General features: G+C 44.8%; 15 protein-coding genes. 12 read left to right on the top strand and 3 right to left on the bottom strand.

Annotated elements, in window-relative coordinates; translation table 11 throughout:
- The first annotated feature begins 314 nt into the window (after positions 1-314).
- The 3 genes from ACOCLE_RS15240 to ACOCLE_RS15230 all read left to right on the top strand — a co-directional run bounded on the left by ACOCLE_RS15240 (position 315) and on the right by ACOCLE_RS15230 (position 5,811).
- Positions 315-1,070: an enoyl-CoA hydratase-related protein gene (locus tag ACOCLE_RS15240; RefSeq protein ID WP_419533187.1), complete on the top strand. Its 756-nt coding sequence runs from the start codon at positions 315-317 to the stop codon at positions 1,068-1,070.
- A gap of 15 nt (positions 1,071-1,085) precedes the next feature.
- Entirely contained in the window at positions 1,086-1,991 is a 906-nt protein-coding gene (locus ACOCLE_RS15235; RefSeq protein WP_419533186.1) for a DMT family transporter, read from the top strand.
- A gap of 103 nt (positions 1,992-2,094) precedes the next feature.
- Positions 2,095-5,811: a bZIP transcription factor gene (locus ACOCLE_RS15230; protein WP_419533185.1), complete on the top strand. Its 3,717-nt coding sequence runs from the start codon at positions 2,095-2,097 to the stop codon at positions 5,809-5,811.
- Between the two features lie 475 nt (positions 5,812-6,286).
- On the opposite strand, the gene ACOCLE_RS15225 is transcribed toward ACOCLE_RS15230, so the two are convergent.
- Positions 6,287-9,640, bottom strand: a complete 3,354-nt coding sequence (locus ACOCLE_RS15225; protein ID WP_419533184.1) for a hypothetical protein — start codon at positions 9,638-9,640, stop codon at positions 6,287-6,289.
- A gap of 269 nt (positions 9,641-9,909) precedes the next feature.
- On the opposite strand from ACOCLE_RS15225, the gene ACOCLE_RS15220 reads away from it, so the two are divergent.
- From ACOCLE_RS15220 to ACOCLE_RS15205, 4 genes are all read left to right on the top strand, one after another.
- The gene (locus ACOCLE_RS15220; RefSeq protein ID WP_419533183.1) at positions 9,910-10,206 is read left to right on the top strand and encodes a DUF4212 domain-containing protein; all 297 of its coding nucleotides are present in this window, start codon (positions 9,910-9,912) and stop codon (positions 10,204-10,206) included.
- A gap of 1 nt (position 10,207) precedes the next feature.
- Entirely contained in the window at positions 10,208-11,995 is a 1,788-nt protein-coding gene (locus ACOCLE_RS15215) for a sodium:solute symporter family protein (RefSeq protein WP_419533182.1), read from the top strand.
- Positions 11,996-12,148: 153 nt separating this feature from the next.
- Positions 12,149-12,487 carry a tRNA-binding protein gene (locus ACOCLE_RS15210; RefSeq protein WP_419533181.1) on the top strand — a complete coding sequence of 113 codons (339 nt, stop codon included), beginning with the start codon at positions 12,149-12,151 and terminating at the stop codon, positions 12,485-12,487.
- 174 nt (positions 12,488-12,661) lie between these two features.
- A complete protein-coding gene (locus ACOCLE_RS15205) occupies positions 12,662-13,204 on the top strand; it encodes a hypothetical protein (protein ID WP_419533180.1) in 543 nt (180 codons plus the stop codon).
- A gap of 151 nt (positions 13,205-13,355) precedes the next feature.
- Here ACOCLE_RS15205 and ACOCLE_RS15200 read toward each other — a convergent pair whose 3' ends face one another.
- On the bottom strand, positions 13,356-14,636 hold the full coding sequence (locus ACOCLE_RS15200) for an ISKra4 family transposase (RefSeq protein WP_419532972.1): 1,281 nt from the start codon (positions 14,634-14,636) through the stop codon (positions 13,356-13,358).
- A gap of 84 nt (positions 14,637-14,720) precedes the next feature.
- Here ACOCLE_RS15200 and ACOCLE_RS15195 point away from each other — a divergent pair, with 84 nt between their 5' ends.
- The gene (locus ACOCLE_RS15195) at positions 14,721-15,299 is read left to right on the top strand and encodes a hypothetical protein (RefSeq protein ID WP_419533179.1); all 579 of its coding nucleotides are present in this window, start codon (positions 14,721-14,723) and stop codon (positions 15,297-15,299) included.
- 39 nt (positions 15,300-15,338) lie between these two features.
- On the opposite strand, the gene ACOCLE_RS15190 is transcribed toward ACOCLE_RS15195, so the two are convergent.
- Positions 15,339-16,373 (bottom strand): IS481 family transposase, encoded by a 1,035-nt coding sequence (locus tag ACOCLE_RS15190; protein WP_419533178.1) that lies wholly within the window; start codon positions 16,371-16,373, stop codon positions 15,339-15,341.
- Positions 16,374-16,503: 130 nt separating this feature from the next.
- On the opposite strand from ACOCLE_RS15190, the gene ACOCLE_RS15185 reads away from it, so the two are divergent.
- The 4 genes from ACOCLE_RS15185 (at position 16,504) to ACOCLE_RS15170 (ending at position 21,395) form a co-directional block, all read left to right on the top strand.
- Complete coding sequence (locus tag ACOCLE_RS15185; RefSeq protein ID WP_419533177.1) at positions 16,504-16,848, top strand: hypothetical protein; 345 nt, start codon at positions 16,504-16,506, stop codon at positions 16,846-16,848.
- 82 nt (positions 16,849-16,930) lie between these two features.
- Positions 16,931-18,211, top strand: coding sequence for an ISKra4 family transposase (locus ACOCLE_RS15180; RefSeq protein WP_419532972.1), 1,281 nt, complete (start codon positions 16,931-16,933; stop codon positions 18,209-18,211).
- 114 nt (positions 18,212-18,325) lie between these two features.
- Positions 18,326-18,817, top strand: coding sequence for a hypothetical protein (locus ACOCLE_RS15175; RefSeq protein ID WP_419533176.1), 492 nt, complete (start codon positions 18,326-18,328; stop codon positions 18,815-18,817).
- Positions 18,818-18,929: 112 nt separating this feature from the next.
- A complete protein-coding gene (locus ACOCLE_RS15170; RefSeq protein WP_419533175.1) occupies positions 18,930-21,395 on the top strand; it encodes a heavy metal translocating P-type ATPase in 2,466 nt (821 codons plus the stop codon).
- Positions 21,396-21,418 lie beyond the last annotated feature (23 nt).

Raw genomic sequence — 21,418 nt, 5'->3', positions numbered from 1 at the left:
TCTTAATGCTTCTTTGTTCTTTCCTGAAAGCAGATCAATGCCTTTAATGAAAAGTCATTTTCACTAAAAAATGCGATCTGGGTAGCAGTAGGTTAGGTATCACCGTTCGCAGCAAATACAATTCAGGCAAAGAAACGGTTACCTTCCTGTATTCAACAGTATAAAGGATAAGCTTATAAGCTCAGATACTGTGTTACTCTGATCGCGGCTGTTCTTCTCATGATGGTTCATAGAAATTTCTGCCAATTGAGCGGCGGCTGTAATACAGTATGGGCGATAGAATAATGACAATAGAGTTTCAGGGAGTTTAACCCATGTCAGATCAGCAGAATCATATCCTGATCGAACAACAGGATGATATCCTGACGATCCGCTTCAACCGCAGTGATAAAAAGAATGCTCTGACCACCGCCATGTACGCTTCGATTCTTGAAGCACTGATCGCTGCTGACCAGGATGACAGTGTTAAGGTTATTCTTTTTGCTGCCCAGCCTGATATGTTTACTGCGGGTAATGACCTCAAGGATTTTCTGGCCCAGGGCAGTGCTGAAGAGCCGGAAGCCATGAAAATGCTACGACAACTTGCTGTGCAGAAAAAGCCGATTCTGGCCGCTGCCAGCGGTATTGCAGTGGGTATTGGTGTGACCCTGCTGCTCCATTGTGATCTGGTTTATGTGGGCGAAAGCACGCGATTGCGCTTACCCTTCGTGAATCTGGCGGTAGTACCAGAAGCTGCTTCAAGTTTGCTGCTGCCAGATATTATGGGGCGTCAGCGGGCTTCAGAGCTGTTGATGCTGGGAGATTTCTTTGATGCTCAACGCGCCCGTGAATATGGCATTGCCAATGCAGTAATTGCCAATGAAGAAGTCTTTGAATATGCCCTGGCAAAGGCCAGAGAGCTGGCAGAAAAACCCCGTGAAGCGCTGTTGCTGACCAAGCAGCTTATTACCCAGACCCGTCGTAGCGATGTGCAACAACGTATTGATGATGAAGGTGTTATCTTCGGTGAGCGAATGGTATCCGAGGAAGCCCGTCAGGTAATGGGCGCCTTTTTCTCCGGTAAGTCTTAACCCGGTGCTCTGAGAATGGACGGCCATGGGGCAGTGCTGAAAGGGGTTCTGTTCGCCATCGCATCATCACTGGTAGCCAGCACCGCTGGGGCTGCCAGTAAGATGATTGCTGATGTAGTGCCGGTTACCACCATTGTTTTGTTCCAATATGGGTTTTGCCTGCTGCTTCTGGTGCCCATGTTCCTGCGTTATCCACTTAGTCACTGGTCTACCCGGCGCCCTGGCGCGCATTTGTTACGAGGGTTGGCTGGCTGGCTCTGCTTTTATGCTTACTATCTGGCCATCAAGCAAATTCCACTGGTGGATGGTGCACTGTTAAGAAATACAGCGCCTTTGTTTGTTCCGCTGCTGGTTTTGGTATGGGTGAAGGTTGAGATACCAAAGAGCCACTGGCAGCCCCTGATTCTTGGGTTCATAGGAGTGATCCTGATTCTGAAGCCGGATCTGGAGGGTGTTGAAACCTGGCACCTGATTGGTTTGATTTCCGGATTATCCCTGGCGTTATCCATGGTTGGAACACGAGTGCTTTCAAATACTGAGCCGGCCAGTGTGATCCTGTTTTATTATTATCTGATCTCATTTCTCTGCAGCTTGCCATTGGCGATCATGGGGTGGCAGGCAATTCCTCTCTGGACATTACCCTACTTGCTTTATATTGGCTTCTCGATATCTCTGACCATGTGGTGTTATACCCGGGCCTATACTCTGGCTAAAGCTTCAATTGTGGCGCCTATCAACTATTCTGGTGTTGTCTTTGCTGGAGGGCTGGGCTGGATTATCTGGGGGCATGTTCCTGATGCTATTGCACTTTCTGGTATTGTGCTGGTGGTAGCTGCTGGGCTGTTGTCTTCTTGGATTGGTTATAAGAATGGTTCAGGAGTTACTGTAGAGAGAAATAGGTTATTGTCATCACAAAAGTAAAACGATTTTTCCTGTCTTATGCTGAAAGGAACTAAAGTATAAACCCTCCCTCTAAATTGATCTCAATCAATAATTCTAACTTACCAATTTCCAGGAGCTTACATTGCAGTCATCCGAAGTCTGCCCCCTGCAGGCCAGCTCTTACCCTTTAGCCAATATTTCCAAACAAGATGTAATTGAAAACCCAGCAGTGTTGTACCCCTTCATCATTGATGATGAAGGGGTACATGTGACAGATGGTTTGAAGCGGCCTTGCCCTACACTCGATAGAAAGCTTAGAGATAAACTCCTTTCTGAGCGGCTCATCCGATTCCTTCCGGTTTATCAACATGTGGGGGTTGGCAGGTTAACCCAAGGGTCACGTTTTATGGAGAAGGTGGAATGCGTAATGCTTTCTACATTTTTAATGGAAAAAAAAATTGCTGACCTTGCCGTGTATTTCAGTATGGGGCAAGACTCAAATGTAAGTACAAACCAAGAGCCAGAGGACTTTATTAAGCTACTACCTGGGATTAGAGGGTTCGAGGATAAGCAATACTTTGAATTACATCATCCAAAGAGTGAAGTGGATTCAGAATGTTGGCTTTGTTTATATAATCATAGTTGGAAGACTGGTTTAATCATGTATAAGAATAGCCAGTTGACTGAATTAATGGATGGTGAGGGCATTGTTTTGCGATATCCTGGGGGGGGCACTTCAGGATGGGTTATCGAAAGTCAATATAAGAGAGAGCCAATCAAGTCAGTAGATATGAATCCATTGGTTAGAGATCAAAAAAAAGCTGCTGGACAAATCGCTGTCGGAGAATATTTTCTACCACCCGAAGCAGTTCAAGATCTAGTGGGTAGCCAAATTGATAGTGGAATTAAGCCCCCAGTTTATCACTTCTCAGGGGCTAGTAAGTTAGATTTTCATGCTTTAAAAGCAATTGCTTCGGGAATCAAAAAAAAGATTTCTCATAATGACGCATTCAGTTTTATTGTCATGAATGATTCTGAATGTCATATGGTTGCGATTAGGATGCGCTGTAAAGATGGCCAGGTGATGATTTATATTCACGAAACATTGTCTCCCGATGCTCTTGGAACAAGGGCTATAAGGGATTTTGTTATTGCGGGAGCTCAAAAAGCAATATCAAATTACATTGACCATAAAATATTTTGCATTACAACTCCGGTTCCAGATAAAACAGGAATGAAATTTCAAAAGGATTTTAGAAGTTGCGGGAGCATAGCTATTGATGCACTGGTTTATTTTGAAACGGGTGAATTTGATGCTTGGGTTTCTGAGGTGATTCATGGAAGAAAGGGACAGTGGATTCAGAAAGAAAATGAATTTTTTGATGAGGCTGTGGAGAGTGTAGATTGTGGCAGTCTGAAGTCAGCTAAAAAGAGTAAATATGTAAAAGAGATTATGGTTTTATGGGAGGCAGTTCCTGCGCCTTTGCTGAAGCATTTTATGGGAGATCAAATGCTTTTGACAGAAGATCAGCTAACTTCCAGAATTGATGAAGATAATAGAACTTTATCTGACCATTTCATGATGCATCGTGGAAAAGGGAAAAGTAGAAATCACTACTCCACGGGTATGACTTATAAGAATCTATTAATGTGGGAGAAGATGATTCTTGGATTTGAGTCAATATCGTTGGATATGCCTTTCAATGATGTTAAAGGCTGGTTGAAAAAATATCATGGTTTTTCTATATCGCAAAACGACTGGTCAATGCTCAATGAATATAATAATGTGATGCATACTGAGGCGCCTCTAAGGGAGTGGAGTGAGGCTGAGTTAAAACAATGGGCAGAAGGAAAAAAACCATTAGTAAAATGGCTTGGTAAGCTTGTTGGTTCTCAAAAGCTGGATAAAAAAAATAAAGAATTTATTTATCCTTGGTGCCAGTTTATCAATGATACTGTTAATACAGAATTTAATGCACTATGGTTAAATCAGCCACCTGAATCATTATTGCATTTAATTAGAAAAAATATAGACGAAATAAGCAGGCATGGATGCTGTGATGCCGACTTTCATGCTGGAGCAGCAGCTTTTTTGGGAAGCCCAAAATCTCAATGTAATCTGGGATCTTCGATAAACCCGAGTCACGAAATGCCTGGTCAGTCAGGGGGATCCGAAGATGAAGATACTTACTCTGTTTCTGCCGTAACAGATGAGTCCTCAAAAGATACATATTGTGCTAGTGATACGACGCACTCAGAACAAAGTCATTCAGACACGTCATTCCAGTCAGAAGATACTCTCCCAGCAATATTGGAGTGCTCAGAAGCTTCTGTTGAAGCAAAAGTCGATGAGAAACATCTACAGCATGAGTTCAAGCCTGAAGTCGGTCAAACTCCAGACCGTTTGCACCGTAAGCGGCGTTTCTTGCCTGCGATTCTGGATCATAGGCCCAAGAAAGAACGGCTCTCTCTCCCTTTTGCTTCTGCGACGGTTAAAAAAACGGATTCAAACTTACCTGCACAGAATATTTCTGAGCAAGACTGGGAGGTGCTCTTTGCAAGAGCCCGAAGCTATATGGAACGCATGGCGTATCATAACCCAGACAAACTTGAAGTTACTCGATCGTTTGATAGCCAGAGAACTGTTGTCGATGACGATATTCCTACAGGAGTCTGGCAGGATGAAGGCAGTGATAACTCTTCATTAGTTGATACCGAACTATTGGTACCTTGGGTTCTTGCCACAGCCATACCCAGTGTAAAAATGGATGGAGTATCTCCTGAACCTGCCGCTGTTACAGAAACTAAACCATTATTTGTGGTTGGTACAGAAGAGCAATCAGCGATTCTCAGTACTCAAGAAACAGCATTGTTAACACCTGAAGATTGTAGCGCTGCAAATGATTGGTCAACAGTCAAAGCGCAGGAAGGGGGAGGGGAATTGACATCCGGCGTTAAGCCACAATCCCTGCAGAGTGATGCCAGACATGTTGATGTCTGTTCTGGACTTGCGGTACCTGATTTTTCTGATCTCGACAGTAAAAATGCACCTGCATCCATTAAAACTGAACCCTTCGATGAAGAGCTTCAACCCTGTAGTCATAATCTTTGGCCGACAGGTATGGCAAATCAATCATTACAAGTGGTTGAAAAGGAAGAATCTCAAGTAGGGATGGATAGAAGAAATAGGTTAACTCAAGTTGGCCCTGATGGTTTCTTCAAGATTAAGGTGGAGGATTCTTCTTACACACTTGGTTTTCAGCGACTTGACCACGTTGTTTCCGATGATGAGAGCGTTTCTTCTAAGGTAGCTCCATTGGAAAGTAAACATGAAGTCGTAAATTGTAGCAGAAAGCGAGTGTCCTTAGCCGACAGAGAGGAATATAAACGAAGAACAAAGGAAAAAAATAAACAGTCAGCAAAGGCTGCAAGAGAGAAAAAGAAAAACGAGCTTGATGCTTTGAAGCTAGAGGTTTCAAGCTTTGTTGATATTCAGAGAATAGAAATAGAATCTAAGAATGAAGCAAAAAAAATAATAACATTAGACTTTATCAAAGCGTTTCTTACCAATGATTGTTACTCTCATTATCCCGTACTTAAAAAGCACCCTAGTACAATTTTGGCCTTAGTAGCTATGAGTTACGGTCTTAATGAGGCAGGTCAGCCGCCTTCTGTTCCAGAGGAAGATCGTAAAGCACTCAAAGCTTTTATGAGAAAAGTTAAAAACGCAATTGATGCACAAGTCAGTAGAAAATATAAAATTATATTGAAAGAAAATCTTGAACGAATGAAGAATCAATGCTCTGGTACAATTGCTAGTCACCAGGTAGCTGATCAGCTACTTCCCTATCAGCTCTAGGTTTAAGAAACTCCAGTTAACTGAGGATGGAGTGTCAGCCTTAAGCCTGAGATGTTCCTGACCCTGCCTTTGCTACTGTGAGAGACGTATACGAGTTCAGCGTGGTTCAAAGATAAGAAAAACAATAATAATTCCAGCAGACAGAATTGTTCGATGCTTATTGATAGATGGGTGGTCACTGCCTTCTGGCGAGAGAATAGATGGATATTACAGTCTTTCCTAAGGATCTGATTTACTCTCACTTGTGTATAGCATGTTTTTTGTGGAACATTGGATTAATCCACTGTTGGCACTGTGTCTTATGCCTTACCTGCGTAAGCCTGGTCAGTAAACAGTGCCGAATGGGCGGCTGAATATTACTACCGTCAGTCTGCAAGGTTTACTAGCAGGAGTCATTGTTTCATGAACCCAAAACATTATTCAATCCATACGCTTAACGACAGGGTTTCATATTAAGTCCATAGGGATTAAGTCACTACCTACTCATTTTAAAAGAAGCCTGCTTGTTGATGTTTTTAACCCAAAATTCGACTTGTTCAGCTTCTACCCCGTAGAGTTCAGCCATTATGGTCAAGTTATTATTGTGTTTTCTCAGTGCAGCTTTGAAGTCTCCACACCAGTTCTGAGCATCAGTGTCTTTAAACCGACCTCCGGCAATCGACCTGGCAACTGGAGCAATCTGTTTTGGTTCTGGATCGGACCACATTGCCTCAAATACAGCAATCTTGTGGCTGACTCTGTCTGCCTCTGCATGCCTCCTTATTTTGATTGCATTAGTCCAGAAAATGACTCGCTCTAATGGTAGATCCATTTTAGAAGCAATCAGCTCATCCGATTTGTTCTCTGCTACCAGTCTTTCAATTTTACGACGATGTTCTTTTAATGATTTAATGCTGGCTCCAGTGTCCTTCGAAATAGACTCTGCTTTTTTATCTTTGGAAACAGAACCACTTTCTTTTGTGTAAATTTCATCAAAGTATCGAGATATCACTTCTTTGGTGGTGACTTGCTGTGCAAGGGTTGCTTTATACCCAGGGGTTTTCTGATAACCATTAAGCCAGGCTTGTGCCTCACCTTCGGTTATTTGGTACTGGGTTGAAACCCGTTTTGGTTTGGACGAACGAACAGCTGGACTTTTTCGCCATTCATCGAGCCATTTATCAATCTGTCGGGTGGTTATTCCCGGGTGTTTTGTTCGAATCAGTGCACTGGTTGTCTCTTTTGTGACCCTGCTTTTTGAACTGGCCTTCTCAGGTTGGCAGAAGTAGTGAGTGAAAAATGCTTTTTTTGCATCATCAATCTTTCCACTTCTAACCGTCGTCCTTATTTTAGTACTGTATGTATCGAGCCAGGCCTGAGCCTCTATTGTCGTTATTGAATATGACGATGCCATGGCTTCCTGATCATTTTTAGCAGCAAGCCTGTTGAAATCTTTAAACCACTTCCCGATCATTCGATCCGTTACTTTTGGGTATTTATGCCTTATTTCAACTCTTACCTCTGTTCTTGACCGGTCGGTACTGTCTGCACCGTAAAGTGTGTGGAAAAGCTCTTGTTTTGCACTCTGAACATTATTTTCAAACTTTATTTTTTTTCTCGGAAGTTGTTGTAGTTCATGAGTAACTGAATTTATTTTTCTCTTTAGTGCTTGTGGTGGTTTAGCTAGACACTGTTTCCATATTGTTAGGGTATCATCAGACACACCGTAGTAGGTAAGGGCCAAGGCTTCGTCATCTTCGTTTTGAACTCTCTTTTTCAAATTAGTAAATGCTTCTACCAATTCCCTTCTGCAGGTTAACCCTTCATATGTTTTAATGGTTGACTGAATAGCCTGCTCTTTTGTTAGCAATGGGTTGGGTTTTAAAAAAAGAGAGAAAAAATGTACAAATACCTCTCGTTTACCATTTTTAGCTGTTTTCTTTGGCTTACGTAGGTCTGTCAGTTGTTCATCCGTAAAACCTAATCGGTGCAAGGTTGCATCATTTTCATGGCTCCGCGATGAAATCAGTTTGGAGACATCATTAAGATAGAAACGGACTGAGTCCACGCGGGTTTCTTCAGGCCAGGGTTGGGAATGAATGGTTTCTCTTGCTTCATCAAAATGATGACCAATCCCATTGTGGTAAAAGTTGATATATAAATCTTTTAATATCGTTTGGGCGCTGAAATTCAGTTTTTTTTCAAGTGGATGCAATTTGGGGTGGTCCAGCATCATTCTCATCGAATCTAACTGTTGCACCCATTTTTTTGTATATTCTTTTGTTACCTTATAGTGTTTTGCAAGCAGCTCCAGACACTCTTCAGGGGTTTTTCCGCTTTGGTAGATATCAATAAAATTTTGTAGATGAGCTTTGATAGTGTGTGGCTTTATGGATATGTCTGGGTGCCTGGAAAGGTGCCAGGGTGTTGGGAAATGTCCATTCACCAGCGTGTTCAGCATGGCTTTGACGTGCCTGGAAAAACGAAACTCGTTCTCATAGATTTCCATATATTCACATAGCTTCGATCCACTGATACCCAGAAAATCAGCAAGACTGATAATTCCAGGGTACTCATGCATGCTTTTCCTTATCCAGCCTTGTGTTTGAGCTTCATCAACGACCTCAGTCATGAGTTGAATAGCCCGGTTAAACATTCTATGCACCAGGTTCAGTGATTTCTGGACCGGGAGAAGCTCAGGAACCACCTCTGGAGGAAACTTTTCATTTAGAACAAGACGCAATATGTCAGATATTGTTGAATCTACCTTGATTTGTTTGCAATGTTTGAATGCTTGATCATCGACAAACCTACTGCTTTTCTTTATTTGAGCCTCCCTGTTTTTTTGGGCTTCCTTCCTGAGTTTCCAGAATTCTGGATCATAGCGGAGCCATACCCTCCTATCTGGAGGAATATCCTGATTAGCAACAACGTAAACCCTTGGTATCCATACCTTGCCAAGATGTGTGTCAGTTTCTTTAAAAAGACAAAATAGCTCCACATTGTATCTGCTTTTGTGCTTGATGCCATGATCGTCTTTAAGTGTACCGTCATTGATGCAGTGCATCTGGTTCCCTTTAAACCCATTGAGAACTAATTTGGTGCCCTGTATTCCAACGGCGTAATCCTCAGGGGCGGAGTCAAACTGATTGTATTCATTACAGAGCTGATCAAACTCTTCTTCTGTTAATAGTTCGCCACCGTAGGGACCCATGACCTCACCTTCTTGATTAAGGCGGTTTGTCATCAGTTCATCTTCACCAAAGAGTATGGAATATTCTGCGCCATCATACGCATTTATTCTGGTTCTTTCGGTAATATGATTCCTTATTGCCTCTGTATTTTGTGTCTGGAACCACTCTTCAAATCTGTCAGTTTGCTGGCAAAGTAAGGAGCCTGGCTTATCATAGAGGTTTCTCATCTTAACTGAGCCATATATCCGGGAAGCACTATCACTTCTGGCCTTCAAATAGCGTAAAGCAGCATCACTGTAGCTTACGAGAGGATAGGAGTTATCAACCCGATCATTTACTAGGCTCTCAGTCTTGATTACTGATTCTGGCCGTACCATGGGTGAGTCAGTAAGCGATTTAACTTCCGTGACTGTGCCAGAGTTTTGTTGTGCGGCTAAACGCTCTACTGGCTTTTCGGCTTTAATACTTAGACGTTTCAGTTCCGGTACTTCATTAGATGGGGGGGCAGCAGGGGAAAACTTTGTTGCCTCAGGCTCTACTTTGACCATCATTTTTGCGCCTGATACTGCAAAAATACCTTCTCGTGAATTGTCGGGTTCACGGATAGGCATGTCTCCAGATAAAGAGGAATTTCTGACAAGCTTTACTGCATCCATGTGTTTTGGACTTTATGATATTAAGTTATTAACAATAGATAACTCTGACATTCATGGGTTTAGATAGTTCATATTTGGGGGAGGCGGGCTGACGGGTAGAAAAAGCAACTTGTCATGCTTCTTGCTCTTCCCTAAAGGAAAAATCAGGGCAGGGCATTAGCCTAAAGTCTAAGATGCTCCTGTCCACACATTTGCTACTGTGAGTAGACGCACACAGTCCCTCGTGGCTGACAATAAGAAAAACAATAATAATTTCAGGAGCGACTTTCATGTCTGCTGGCTCTTCTCAGGATAATCCATCTTTTAAAAATCAAAGCGCAGCTGCCGCCTACTGGCGGGAGAATATACGGATATTACTTTCCTTACTGGTCATCTGGTTCGCCGTCTCATTTGGGTGTGGCATCCTTTTTGTGGACCAGCTGGATCAATTCAGCTTTTTTGGCTTTCCCCTGGGCTTCTGGTTTGCTCAGCAGGGTTCCATCTATACCTTTCTGATTCTGATTTTTGTCTATATCGGGCTGATGAATCGTCTGGATAGAAAGTACAACGTTCAGGAGGAAGAGTGAGATGGCAACTCAAACACTGATTTTCCTCTTTGTCGGCTTATCGTTTGCGCTTTATATCGGCATAGCCATCTGGTCAAGAGCGGGCTCAACCAAAGACTATTATGTGGCCGGTGGCGGTGTTCATCCGGTTGCTAACGGTATGGCAACGGCAGCGGACTGGATGTCGGCAGCTTCCTTTATATCCATGGCGGGTATTATCTCATTCATGGGACGCGACGGCGCCATGTACCTGATGGGTTGGACCGGTGGTTATGTGCTGCTGGCCATGTGCCTCGCACCTTACCTGCGTAAGTTTGGTCAGTTCACGGTGCCGGACTTTGTGGCCGAACGTTATTACTGCCAGACGGCGCGGGTGGTGGCCGTTATCTGTGTGATCTTTATCTCCTTTACCTATGTGGCCGGGCAGATGCGCGGTGTCGGTATTGTCTTCTCCCGTTATCTGGAAGTGGATATCAATGTCGGGGTCATGATCGGGATGGGGATTGTCTTTGTTTATGCCGTATTAGGTGGCATGAAGGGCATTACCTACACTCAGGTAGCGCAGTACTGTGTGATGATTTTTGCGTATCTGGTGCCAGCGATCTTTATCTCCATGATGATTACCGGTAACCCAATCCCGCAGCTGGGCTTTGGCAGTAATGTCGAGGGTACCGGGCTCTCGGTGCTGGAGAAGCTCAATGGACTGTCTCAGGAGCTGGGCTTTGCTCAGTATACCGATGGCTCCAAGTCTACCATTGATGTGTTCTTTATCACCATGGCTCTTATGGTGGGTACTGCGGGTCTGCCACACGTTATCGTGCGTTTCTTCACCACCCCAACGGTGCGTGACGCCCGTAAATCTGCCGGTTATGCGCTGCTGTTTATTGCTGTGCTCTACACCACGGCTCCGGCCGTTGCCAGTTTTGCCCGTATTAATCTGCTTCAGACAGTTTCTGAAGCTGAATACGAACAGCTGCCGGAATGGTTTGCCAACTGGGAAAACTCTGGCCTGATGGCCTGGGTCGATAAAAATGATGATGGCAAAATTCAGTATCACCCGGGGGCTCCGATTGAAGGGAAGCCATCGTTTATTGAATCCCGTGGTGGCAGCGGTGAGCGACTGGTCAGCAATAACCAGACTGACAACGCCAATGAACTGTATGTTGATCGCGACATTATGGTTCTGGCCAACCCTGAAATTGCCAATCTACCCGGCTGGGTAATTGCCCTGGTGGCTGCCGGTGGCCTGGCTGCAGCCCTTTCTACCGCCGCTGGCTTGCTGCTGGTTATTTCAACCTCCATATCTCATGACCTGTTGAAGCGTAACCTGATGCCCGGTATTACGGATAAGCAGGAACTGCTGGCGGCACGTATTGCTGCAGCAGCGGCCATTGGTGTGGCAGGTCTGGCAGGCATCTATCCACCCGGGTTTGTGGCGTCGGTGGTGGCCTTTGCCTTTGGTCTGGCGGCTTCCTCATTCTTTCCGGCAATTCTTCTGGGTATTTTCTACAAGCGGATGAACCGTGAAGGTGCTATTGCGGGTATGGTGACTGGGTTACTGTTCACTGCTTCCTATATCATCTACTTCAAGTTCCTGGGTGGTACATCGGATCAGTGGTGGTTCGGCGTTTCACCAGAAGGCATTGGTACCCTGGGTATGCTGATTAACTTTGCGGTATCCATGGTGGTTTGTCATGTCACAGAGGCGCCACCGAAGTCTGTTCAGGATATGGTTGAAGATATTCGTATTCCTCGCAAGGGGGGGACAGCATCAGAGCCTGTCGAGGAGGGTGAAACTGTTCGGGTATGAAGTAGGCAGAGCATGAGAGGCATTGAGCCGCTTTCAGTTTGAAAGCGGCTTTTTTGTAGATTCTTTGATCTCGGTAGGCTCTATCGCAGTAACTACAAGAGTAAAATTTATTAATCATTTTTACTGTGAAATGCATACGGAAGTAGATCAATTATGAGTGAAGAGATCAGTTTTCAGGATTTTCAGAAACTGGATATCTGTGTAGGGCGTATTGTCGAAGTAGAGCGACTGCCCAATGCAGAAAAGCTCTATAAAGTGCAGGTGGATATTGGGCGTGACCGGCTCTATCAGACCGTGACCAGCCTGGTGCCTTTCTACACTGAGCAGGAACTTCAGGATAAAGAGGTGGTGGTTCTGACCAACTTGAAGCCTGCCAAAATGCGGGGGGAGCTTTCTGAAATCATGCTGTTGTGTGCAGAAACCAGTGACAGTGCTGTCTGTAAGCTCCTGAAGCCAGAAGTTACTATGGCTCCCGGAACGCCTGTTTGTTAAGCCATTCATTGTAAACATCACTATAACTTAAAGCTGGTAATAAAATAGTTGCTATGCTCTTTCATGCGGTTTCAGAAGCTGTTTTATGAAAGAGCCAGCTAAATTTAAAAAAGGCTGTTTACAGTGTCTGTCTCTCCCCTCAGGGCCTTAAATTCTCAATTTGGAGTTATTCATATGACTTTAAGAAAAGTGTGTCTGGGTTTGCTGTTGGTTTCAGCATTTGCCAGTGCTTCTGAGGATCCTCATAAATTATTGTTGAGCCTAAAGTACCACCGGGGAGAGCAGGTAATTAAGGAGGTCAATTTTTATGGTACTGAAATTGACCCCAATACTACTACTGATGAGTACGGCCAATTTAAAGTAACGGTTGATGGTCGTGAGATCGGCGATTTAAGCTCTGCGACCTTTTGGCGCCTCCATAGAGTGAGGCGTTATTTCAGCTATGATAATTTTTCGCAGGGTATTCGAGAGCTTGAGCCTCGCCCGATAACTTGTAAGCTGGCCGGACCAGCAGTAGGGATTACACTGGAAGCTCGTTACCTGACCTATGAGAATCACCAAATTGCTGATGATGAGTTGAGAGTTGTGTATGACTGGCCTTCGAACTGCCTTTACCAACCAAAATATCAGCCTGTCAGTGCAATCGCCAGAGAGTCTGCCAGAGGTGTAATGGAGACGCTACGAACTATTGATGAACTGTCTCAAAATATAAGATGATTTCAATGAACTATCTGAAAAGTTAGTAAATTGAATGAGAGTGATTGAATTGATGATTAACCTAGATTCAATTCAATCATTTTTTTCTTTGATATTTAAGCCGAGTAATAGCTATTGACCTATGGGGTGCTCTCTCAATTTGATAACTGACTCATAGGTTAGCTTCAACCTTTCCAGTCATGAACTCAGACCAAAGTTGTTCCCAGCGCCCCTTACTCTGGATCAGTGCTCTTGTTGTCAAAAGCACTTCCGCTCCTGTTGCTTTCCACCTCATTCCAGAACCACATAATCGTTGCTTTACCAGAGTCTTACAAGCCGCTTCAGTAACTCCTGAACCTATTGGCCAATGGCGTTTAAGCGCCTGATGATAATTCATTAACTGGTGATTGTTTGTAAAATAGCTCACAGCTTTGTAGCGCTTCTCTGTCAGTGCGATTGTCTTTTTCGGGAGCTCGGCTGATTCAATTTCCTGAAGGATTTTTTTGGCTGCTCCACGCTTGTTTTTCAAACTATGTAGCCTGTCTTCAAGCCACTGGTGTCGCTTCGCCTTACTGGTTGGAAACAGTGCTTCCGCTGCTCCAGCTAAATATTCAGATGCATGATAAAAATCGAGTATCTGCCCAGAGGTATGTTGTTTCAAATAACTCCAGTTTTCTCTAGCCCCGTCAGCTACCCCGATGTATGTGGCATTTGGGTAGAGTCGTTTTAGATCTGCAATCTCCTCGTCGAGCTTGCTCATAAAGCTTTGTTTACCATACTCTGGCGAACTGGCTGTATATATCGTGTGGAGCCTGTCTCCATCTGCAGAATATAGGCTCAATGTCCCACACATGGCTTCCCTCCAGCCTTCTTCACAAAGCAGCATGCAGGTTCCATCCAGACCAATGGCTATTGTTTCAACAGGCTCTTTTAGTGGAGGAAGGTGGTAGTGAGTGTCTTGCTGGTCTTCAATTAATGCACCTACTCTGTCCGATAAATGCTTGATATAAGAATTTGAAAGCGTCCTTTGATGGTTGGTCTCAAAATCTTCTTTTACCGCAGGCGCTGGCATCTGGCTGTATTTCCAGGCGATAGACTTGGCAAATTTGGGGGTAGCTGAACCAATAATACCGGCACGAAGATCAAGTGCTGCCAGAGTACTGCCACCTCTGACACCCTGATATACGGAGCGCTCCAAAGGTATACGACCGTATAAGGTTTCATAGTGCTTAAGAACCTTTCCTTTGTAGTTCCACTTCTGCTGATTAACGACGATAGGTTCTTTATTGGGTGATTCAAATAGCCCCAATAACTCTTTTGTTCCAAGCTGCCCGGCTTCATTGAGTGCACGCTGTAAACTATCTTCAAGATTCAGCATGTTGCCTGAATCTATAGAAACTTCAATTTGCAAAACGATGCTTTTGGTAGAGCTGGAAATAACAGAAGCGGGCATGACAGTTAACTATTATGAGTGGTGTTCCCATAGTAGCTGTGAAAATAGAGCACTATTGTTTCAATCATTCAGAGAGAGCACCCTATGCAAATACAAATCGAACCAGATCATCAAGCCAGAGTAAATTCGATCATCAATCAACTCGGAAATTTAACTCCTGAACAGATCAAAGAACTGGAAAGCCATATTATTGAACGTTACTCACTTTCTCCACATGATGCTAAAAAAGCAGTTGCAGATTTTATTATTCAAATACAGGAGCCGACATCAATCTTACAAGGGATTTTAACATGTGCTTGCTTATCCAGCTCATTTGGCAGACATATTTCATTTATTCTTGATAGTAACTCCACAGCCAGGGAGTTTATAATCACAATGATTGGATCACTAGCCACTGGAGCCTTAGCCGTCGATTCAGTCTCAGATTTACCTCCAAATATTAAAGAGCACTGGCAGTCAATGTCAGGACTGAAGAAAGCTGGTATTGCCATATATCTTGCATTACTCACAATGGCCACAGCTAGTGATGCATATCGGGTCGGAGCAGAGGCATCAAAGGTGTTTGGTCTCGCTGCTGGTATTCCACTGGGTACTTTTGAAGGCGTAACCATTTTTGGTGTTGGTACTGAAGCATTGAAATGTAGAAGTTCAGACCTGACCTGACAGTTACCGATTTTCAAGAAGGTGTCTGTCAGGTTAAATTCAGGCTATGAACTTTTCCTTCCAGATCTCTTTCCCATCAATCAGTGTTTCTATCGGCGTTCTCCCGTTGCACTGCTTACCTTGATGGGTACGCTCAGTATTGTAGTGAATTAACCATTCGTCCAGATCTGACTGAATCATCTCAATACTCGTATACAGCGTCTTTCTCAATGCAGGTTGATAAAACTCCTGCAGAATCGTTTTATGGAAGCGTTCACAGATTCCATTCGTTTGTGGATGCCGGGTTTTCGTCTTCGTATGTTCAATGTCGTTCACCGCCAGGTAAAGTTGATAATCGTGTTGATCAGCACGACCACAATACTCTGTACCTCTGTCTGTCAGTATTCTGAGCACAGGTAGCTCTTGAGCTTCATAGAATGGCAACACGCGGTCATTGAGCAGGTCTGCAGCCGTAATTGGGGTCTTTGTCTTATAGAGTTTGGCCTGCGCTACCTTGGAGTAAGTATCAACATAAGTCTGCTGATAAACGCGGCCAACACCTTTAAAGGTTCCAACATAGAAAGTGTCCTGTGAACCAAGGTAGCCAGGGTGCGCTGTGTCAATCTCACCACTGGCCTCATCATCCAGCTTCTTGCGCTCAAGTGCCCTGACCTGGGACTCGGTGAGAATGATTCCTTCTCGAGCCACTTTCTCTTCAAGGGCTTTGAGGCGCAGTTTGAAGCTTCCCAGATCATTTCTTAGCCAGATGCTTCTCACACCGCTGGGAGAGACGAAGATACCTTGCTTGCGAAGTTCATTGGAAACACGGGCCTGCCCATGGGCAGGATCTTCTACCGCATACTCAAGAACCGCTTTTTCAACAGCGGGGTCTACTCGGTTTTTGAGGTTTGGAACTCTTCGGCTTTGATCAAGAAGTGCTTCGACCCCACCTTCATCAACAGCATCCCGGTAACGATAAAATGTATCTCTGGAGACACCCATGGTTTTACAGGCTTTAGAGATGTTTCCGAGCTCATCTGCAAGGTTCAGTAGCCCGACCTTGTGCTTGATGATTTTCTGGTTGGTGTGAATCATAAGGGTCACCTTTAATGATTTAGATTTCAGTGAACTCACCTTCTTTCTAAATCGGTAACCCTTTTCTTTTGATGAGAAGAAAATGTCAGATTAAGTCTGAACTACTCCAATTGAAAATTTTAACCATCTTATGGCCGCAAAGAAGTTCATTATCAGAACAGTCAATGTTCAACAAATCTCTAATTGGCATAGCATTATTAACATCATTATGTCAGCCTATGCATTTCCTCTTGGCACAGAACAAACAACAAACTCGTTATTTATTGACAATACTCCCCCCAAGTTTGCCTACTCTATTCTGGCCCGTTCCCTTTTGTCTCTTATGATGCTTCCTCATGCAATAGTAAACTTAATATTGGAAACTTATGTCATGTCAAAGATGTTAATAGGAACAAAAGATTTGTCTTTTCACCTTTTTAATAAAGTGTGTTGTTTTCTTCTGAGAGATGGAAACAATACAGATACAGTTGAATAGGGTGCTCTCTCTGAATGATTGAAACAATAGTGCTCTATTTTCACAGCTACTATGGGAACACCACTCATAATAGTTAACTGTCATGCCCGCTTCTGTTATTTCCAGCTCTACCAAAAGCATCGTTTTGCAAATTGAAGTTTCTATAGATTCAGGCAACATGCTGAATCTTGAAGATAGTTTACAGCGTGCACTCAATGAAGCCGGGCAGCTTGGAACAAAAGAGTTATTGGGGCTATTTGAATCACCCAATAAAGAACCTATCGTCGTTAATCAGCAGAAGTGGAACTACAAAGGAAAGGTTCTTAAGCACTATGAAACCTTATACGGTCGTATACCTTTGGAGCGCTCCGTATATCAGGGTGTCAGAGGTGGCAGTACTCTGGCAGCACTTGATCTTCGTGCCGGTATTATTGGTTCAGCTACCCCCAAATTTGCCAAGTCTATCGCCTGGAAATACAGCCAGATGCCAGCGCCTGCGGTAAAAGAAGATTTTGAGACCAACCATCAAAGGACGCTTTCAAATTCTTATATCAAGCATTTATCGGACAGAGTAGGTGCATTAATTGAAGACCAGCAAGACACTCACTACCACCTTCCTCCACTAAAAGAGCCTGTTGAAACAATAGCCATTGGTCTGGATGGAACCTGCATGCTGCTTTGTGAAGAAGGCTGGAGGGAAGCCATGTGTGGGACATTGAGCCTATATTCTGCAGATGGAGACAGGCTCCACACGATATATACAGCCAGTTCGCCAGAGTATGGTAAACAAAGCTTTATGAGCAAGCTCGACGAGGAGATTGCAGATCTAAAACGACTCTACCCAAATGCCACATACATCGGGGTAGCTGACGGGGCTAGAGAAAACTGGAGTTATTTGAAACAACATACCTCTGGGCAGATACTCGATTTTTATCATGCATCTGAATATTTAGCTGGAGCAGCGGAAGCACTGTTTCCAACCAGTAAGGCGAAGCGACACCAGTGGCTTGAAGACAGGCTACATAGTTTGAAAAACAAGCGTGGAGCAGCCAAAAAAATCCTTCAGGAAATTGAATCAGCCGAGCTCCCGAAAAAGACAATCGCACTGACAGAGAAGCGCTACAAAGCTGTGAGCTATTTTACAAACAATCACCAGTTAATGAATTATCATCAGGCGCTTAAACGCCATTGGCCAATAGGTTCAGGAGTTACTGAAGCGGCTTGTAAGACTCTGGTAAAGCAACGATTATGTGGTTCTGGAATGAGGTGGAAAGCAACAGGAGCGGAAGTGCTTTTGACAACAAGAGCACTGATCCAGAGTAAGGGGCGCTGGGAACAACTTTGGTCTGAGTTCATGACTGGAAAGGTTGAAGCTAACCTATGAGTCAGTTATCAAATTGAGAGAGCACCCGTTGAATATTTCAAAAATAAATATCAACAGTACTTCACAGGCTCTTGGAAAAAAATTGCAGGAAACAGTCTTATCGGTATAGCTTCCTTGGTAGTGACGGCTCTTGCTATCTACAATGCAGTCCAATATCAGAGAGCTATTAGTGAAGATACTATAAAAATTTCTAATAACTATCGTGAAATGTCAGGTAATCAAACTTTGATTGATACACAAGAACTCGATGCTAGTCAGCTAACCATTCTCGCCAATTGGGCAAGTTTTGATGCATTTTCAAACTTGATCGGTATTGTAAATACAGCCTTGGTTCAGGGGTTCGGGGGAACCGTCGGTTTCAGTAGTGCTATGGGTATGTTGGCTGGAACAGTGAGAGCTACTTTTAACTGGTGTCGTGGTAAGAAAACAGATAGCACCGAACATCAACAGCTCGCTCAACTGCTTGCCCAAAATATCTCCCCTGAAGAGCTTCAAATAATTTTCGAGGCTCTTAATGAAGTCCAGGCAGAAGAAAGTCAACTCGAAGCCTGTTCTGAATCAGAGCCCCCCCGTCGCATAGATCCAAGCATGCCTTCCTACGCTTAGTAAGTTTTCTCAGTTAAAAACTAATCATCTCTTTACCTTCCAGTAAGGGGAAGGGTTATGCTTACCTCATGATGAATCAATCAGTGGCAAAATAGCCACAGGAGCATAACCCATGACCGCCCGAGAAACTGAGCTGCGATTGAGTGGCCTTCGCTGTGCCGGCTGTGTTGGCAAGGTAGAAAAAGCCCTGCTTGCGGTTGCCGGCGTTACTGAAGCCAGCGTCAATCTTGCTGACCGTACTGCAAGGGTTGCCGGAACTGCTGCTACGGAAGAGTTAGTCAGTGCCATAGAAGGTGTCGGTTTTGGCGCTGAGCTTGCCTCCGGGGTACAACCCTCTGCGATCATTTCCGTCGCCTCCATGAACTGCGCCTCATGCGTTGGGAAAATTGAGAAGTCACTGCAAAGTATTAATGACGTTAAGGGAACCGTTAATCTCGCGGATAAAACCGTTCTGGTAGAAAGCGTCAGCGATACGGATATTAATAAAGATATCGATACCGTGCTTGCTGCACTGGAGAAAGCTGGATTTCCCGGCACTGTTCTCAACCTAAAAGAAAGCTCATTTGAACAACAGCAGGAGCAGCAGGAAGCAGAAGACAGGCGACGTTATCGCTATCTGCTGAAACATACCGCCATCGCCCTGGGTCTTGGGATCCCGTTGATGATCTGGGGAATGGTTACCGGAGAGATGAGCGTCAACAACACTCAGGAGCAGGTTGCCTGGGGAGTGGTTGGCGTACTTACCGGGCTGATTCTGTATTTCTCCGGAGGGCACTTTTTCACTGGCATGTGGCAGTCCCTGAAACATCGTAATGCCAATATGGACACTCTGGTGGCACTGGGCACCGGTGCAGCCTGGCTCTTTTCCATGATTGTTGTGCTGTTTCCTGAGTGGCTGCCAGCCAGTGCCCGGCATGTCTATTTTGAAGCTTCTGCGATGATTATTGGCCTGATTAACCTGGGCCATGCGCTTGAGTTGAGGGCCAGGGGTAAAACCAGTGAAGCGGTCAAACGTCTGCTTGGACTTCAGGCCAAAACAGCGCGTGTGATCCGTGAGGGTAAAGAGCTGGATATCCCTGTGCAGCAAGTACGCAAAGGCGATACGCTGCGGGTGCGCCCTGGAGAGAAAATTCCGGTGGATGGCAAGATTGTTGATGGCAACAGCTTTGTGGACGAGTCCATGCTGACGGGTGAGCCTATTCCCGTAGAAAAGAATGTGGGTGGCACCATTACCGCCGGTACTCTGAATAAAAATGGATCGCTGCTGTTCACGGCTGAAAAAGTAGGCAGCGAAACCGCCCTTGCGCAGATTATTGCACTGGTTAAAAAAGCGCAGAGTTCAAAGATGCCGATCGCCCGGCTGGCCGATAAAATTTCCAGCATCTTTGTTCCGGCAGTTATTCTGATTGCCATACTGGCTGCCGCTGTCTGGTTTTTTGTTGGGCCTGAGCCTAAGGTTGCCCATATGCTGGTGGTCACCACCACGGTGCTGATCATTGCCTGCCCCTGCGCACTGGGTCTTGCCACCCCTATGTCAGTCATGGTGGGTGTGGGGAAAGCAGCGGAACTGGGTATCTTGATCCGCAAGGGGGATGCGTTGCAGCAGGCCAGCAAGCTGACGACACTGGTTCTGGATAAAACAGGAACCATCACGGAAGGCCGCCCCACGGTTACCGAAATCTTCAGCCTTGAGCCATATACAGAAGCGGAACTCTTAATGCTGGCTGCCAGCCTGGAGCAGGGCTCAGAACACCCCCTTGCTGAAGCGATTGTAGAATCCGGTCAATCTAAGCAAATAGTACTTAAATCCGTTGAGGGTTTTCAGGCTATTCCCGGTCATGGCGTATCCGGCAAAGTCGATGGTCATGTATTGCTGCTGGGTAATGAAAAGCTGATGAAGGACAATGGCCTCAACGTTGAAAGTCTTGTCAGTAAAGCAGAGCAACTGGCAGAACAGGGGCAAACCCCGATGTTTATGGCGATTGATCATCAACTGGCCGGTATCATCTCGGTTTCTGACCCTATCCGTTCTGACTCAAAGGCAGCCATCCAGCGACTGCATAAACTGGGCATCAAGGTGGTTATGCTTACGGGAGATAACCGGTTAACCGCACAGGCCATTGCCAGGCAGGCTGGTATCGATGAGTTCCATGCAGAAGTTCTGCCGGAAGATAAAGCCAGGCATGTGAAAGAGCTACAGCAGAGTGGTCATAAAGTCGGTATGGCTGGCGACGGCATCAACGATGCGCCCGCCCTGGCTCAATCCGACGTTGGCTTTGCCATTGGCACAGGCACTGATGTTGCCATTGAGTCTGCGAATGTGACCCTGATGGGTGCTTCTCTTCACGGTGTGGTAGATGCCATTGAGCTTTCAAGGGCAACACTGAGAAACATCAAACAGAACCTGTTTGGTGCTTTTATCTACAACTCTCTGGGAATCCCCATCGCCGCGGGTATTCTGTTTCCCTTTACCGGTATGCTGCTCAACCCAGTCATAGCCGGTGGTGCCATGGCACTGTCGTCGGTTACCGTAGTGTCGAATGCCAATCGGTTAAGGTGGTTCAAACCCTTGAGATAGCTAAGACTTCACTTTAATAAAAA

Source organism: Endozoicomonas sp. (genome assembly GCF_965196975.1).
Lineage (GTDB): Bacteria > Pseudomonadota > Gammaproteobacteria > Pseudomonadales > Endozoicomonadaceae > Endozoicomonas.
The sequence above is the reverse complement of the archived record's forward strand: the minus strand, read 5'-3'. Positions and strand labels throughout refer to the sequence as shown.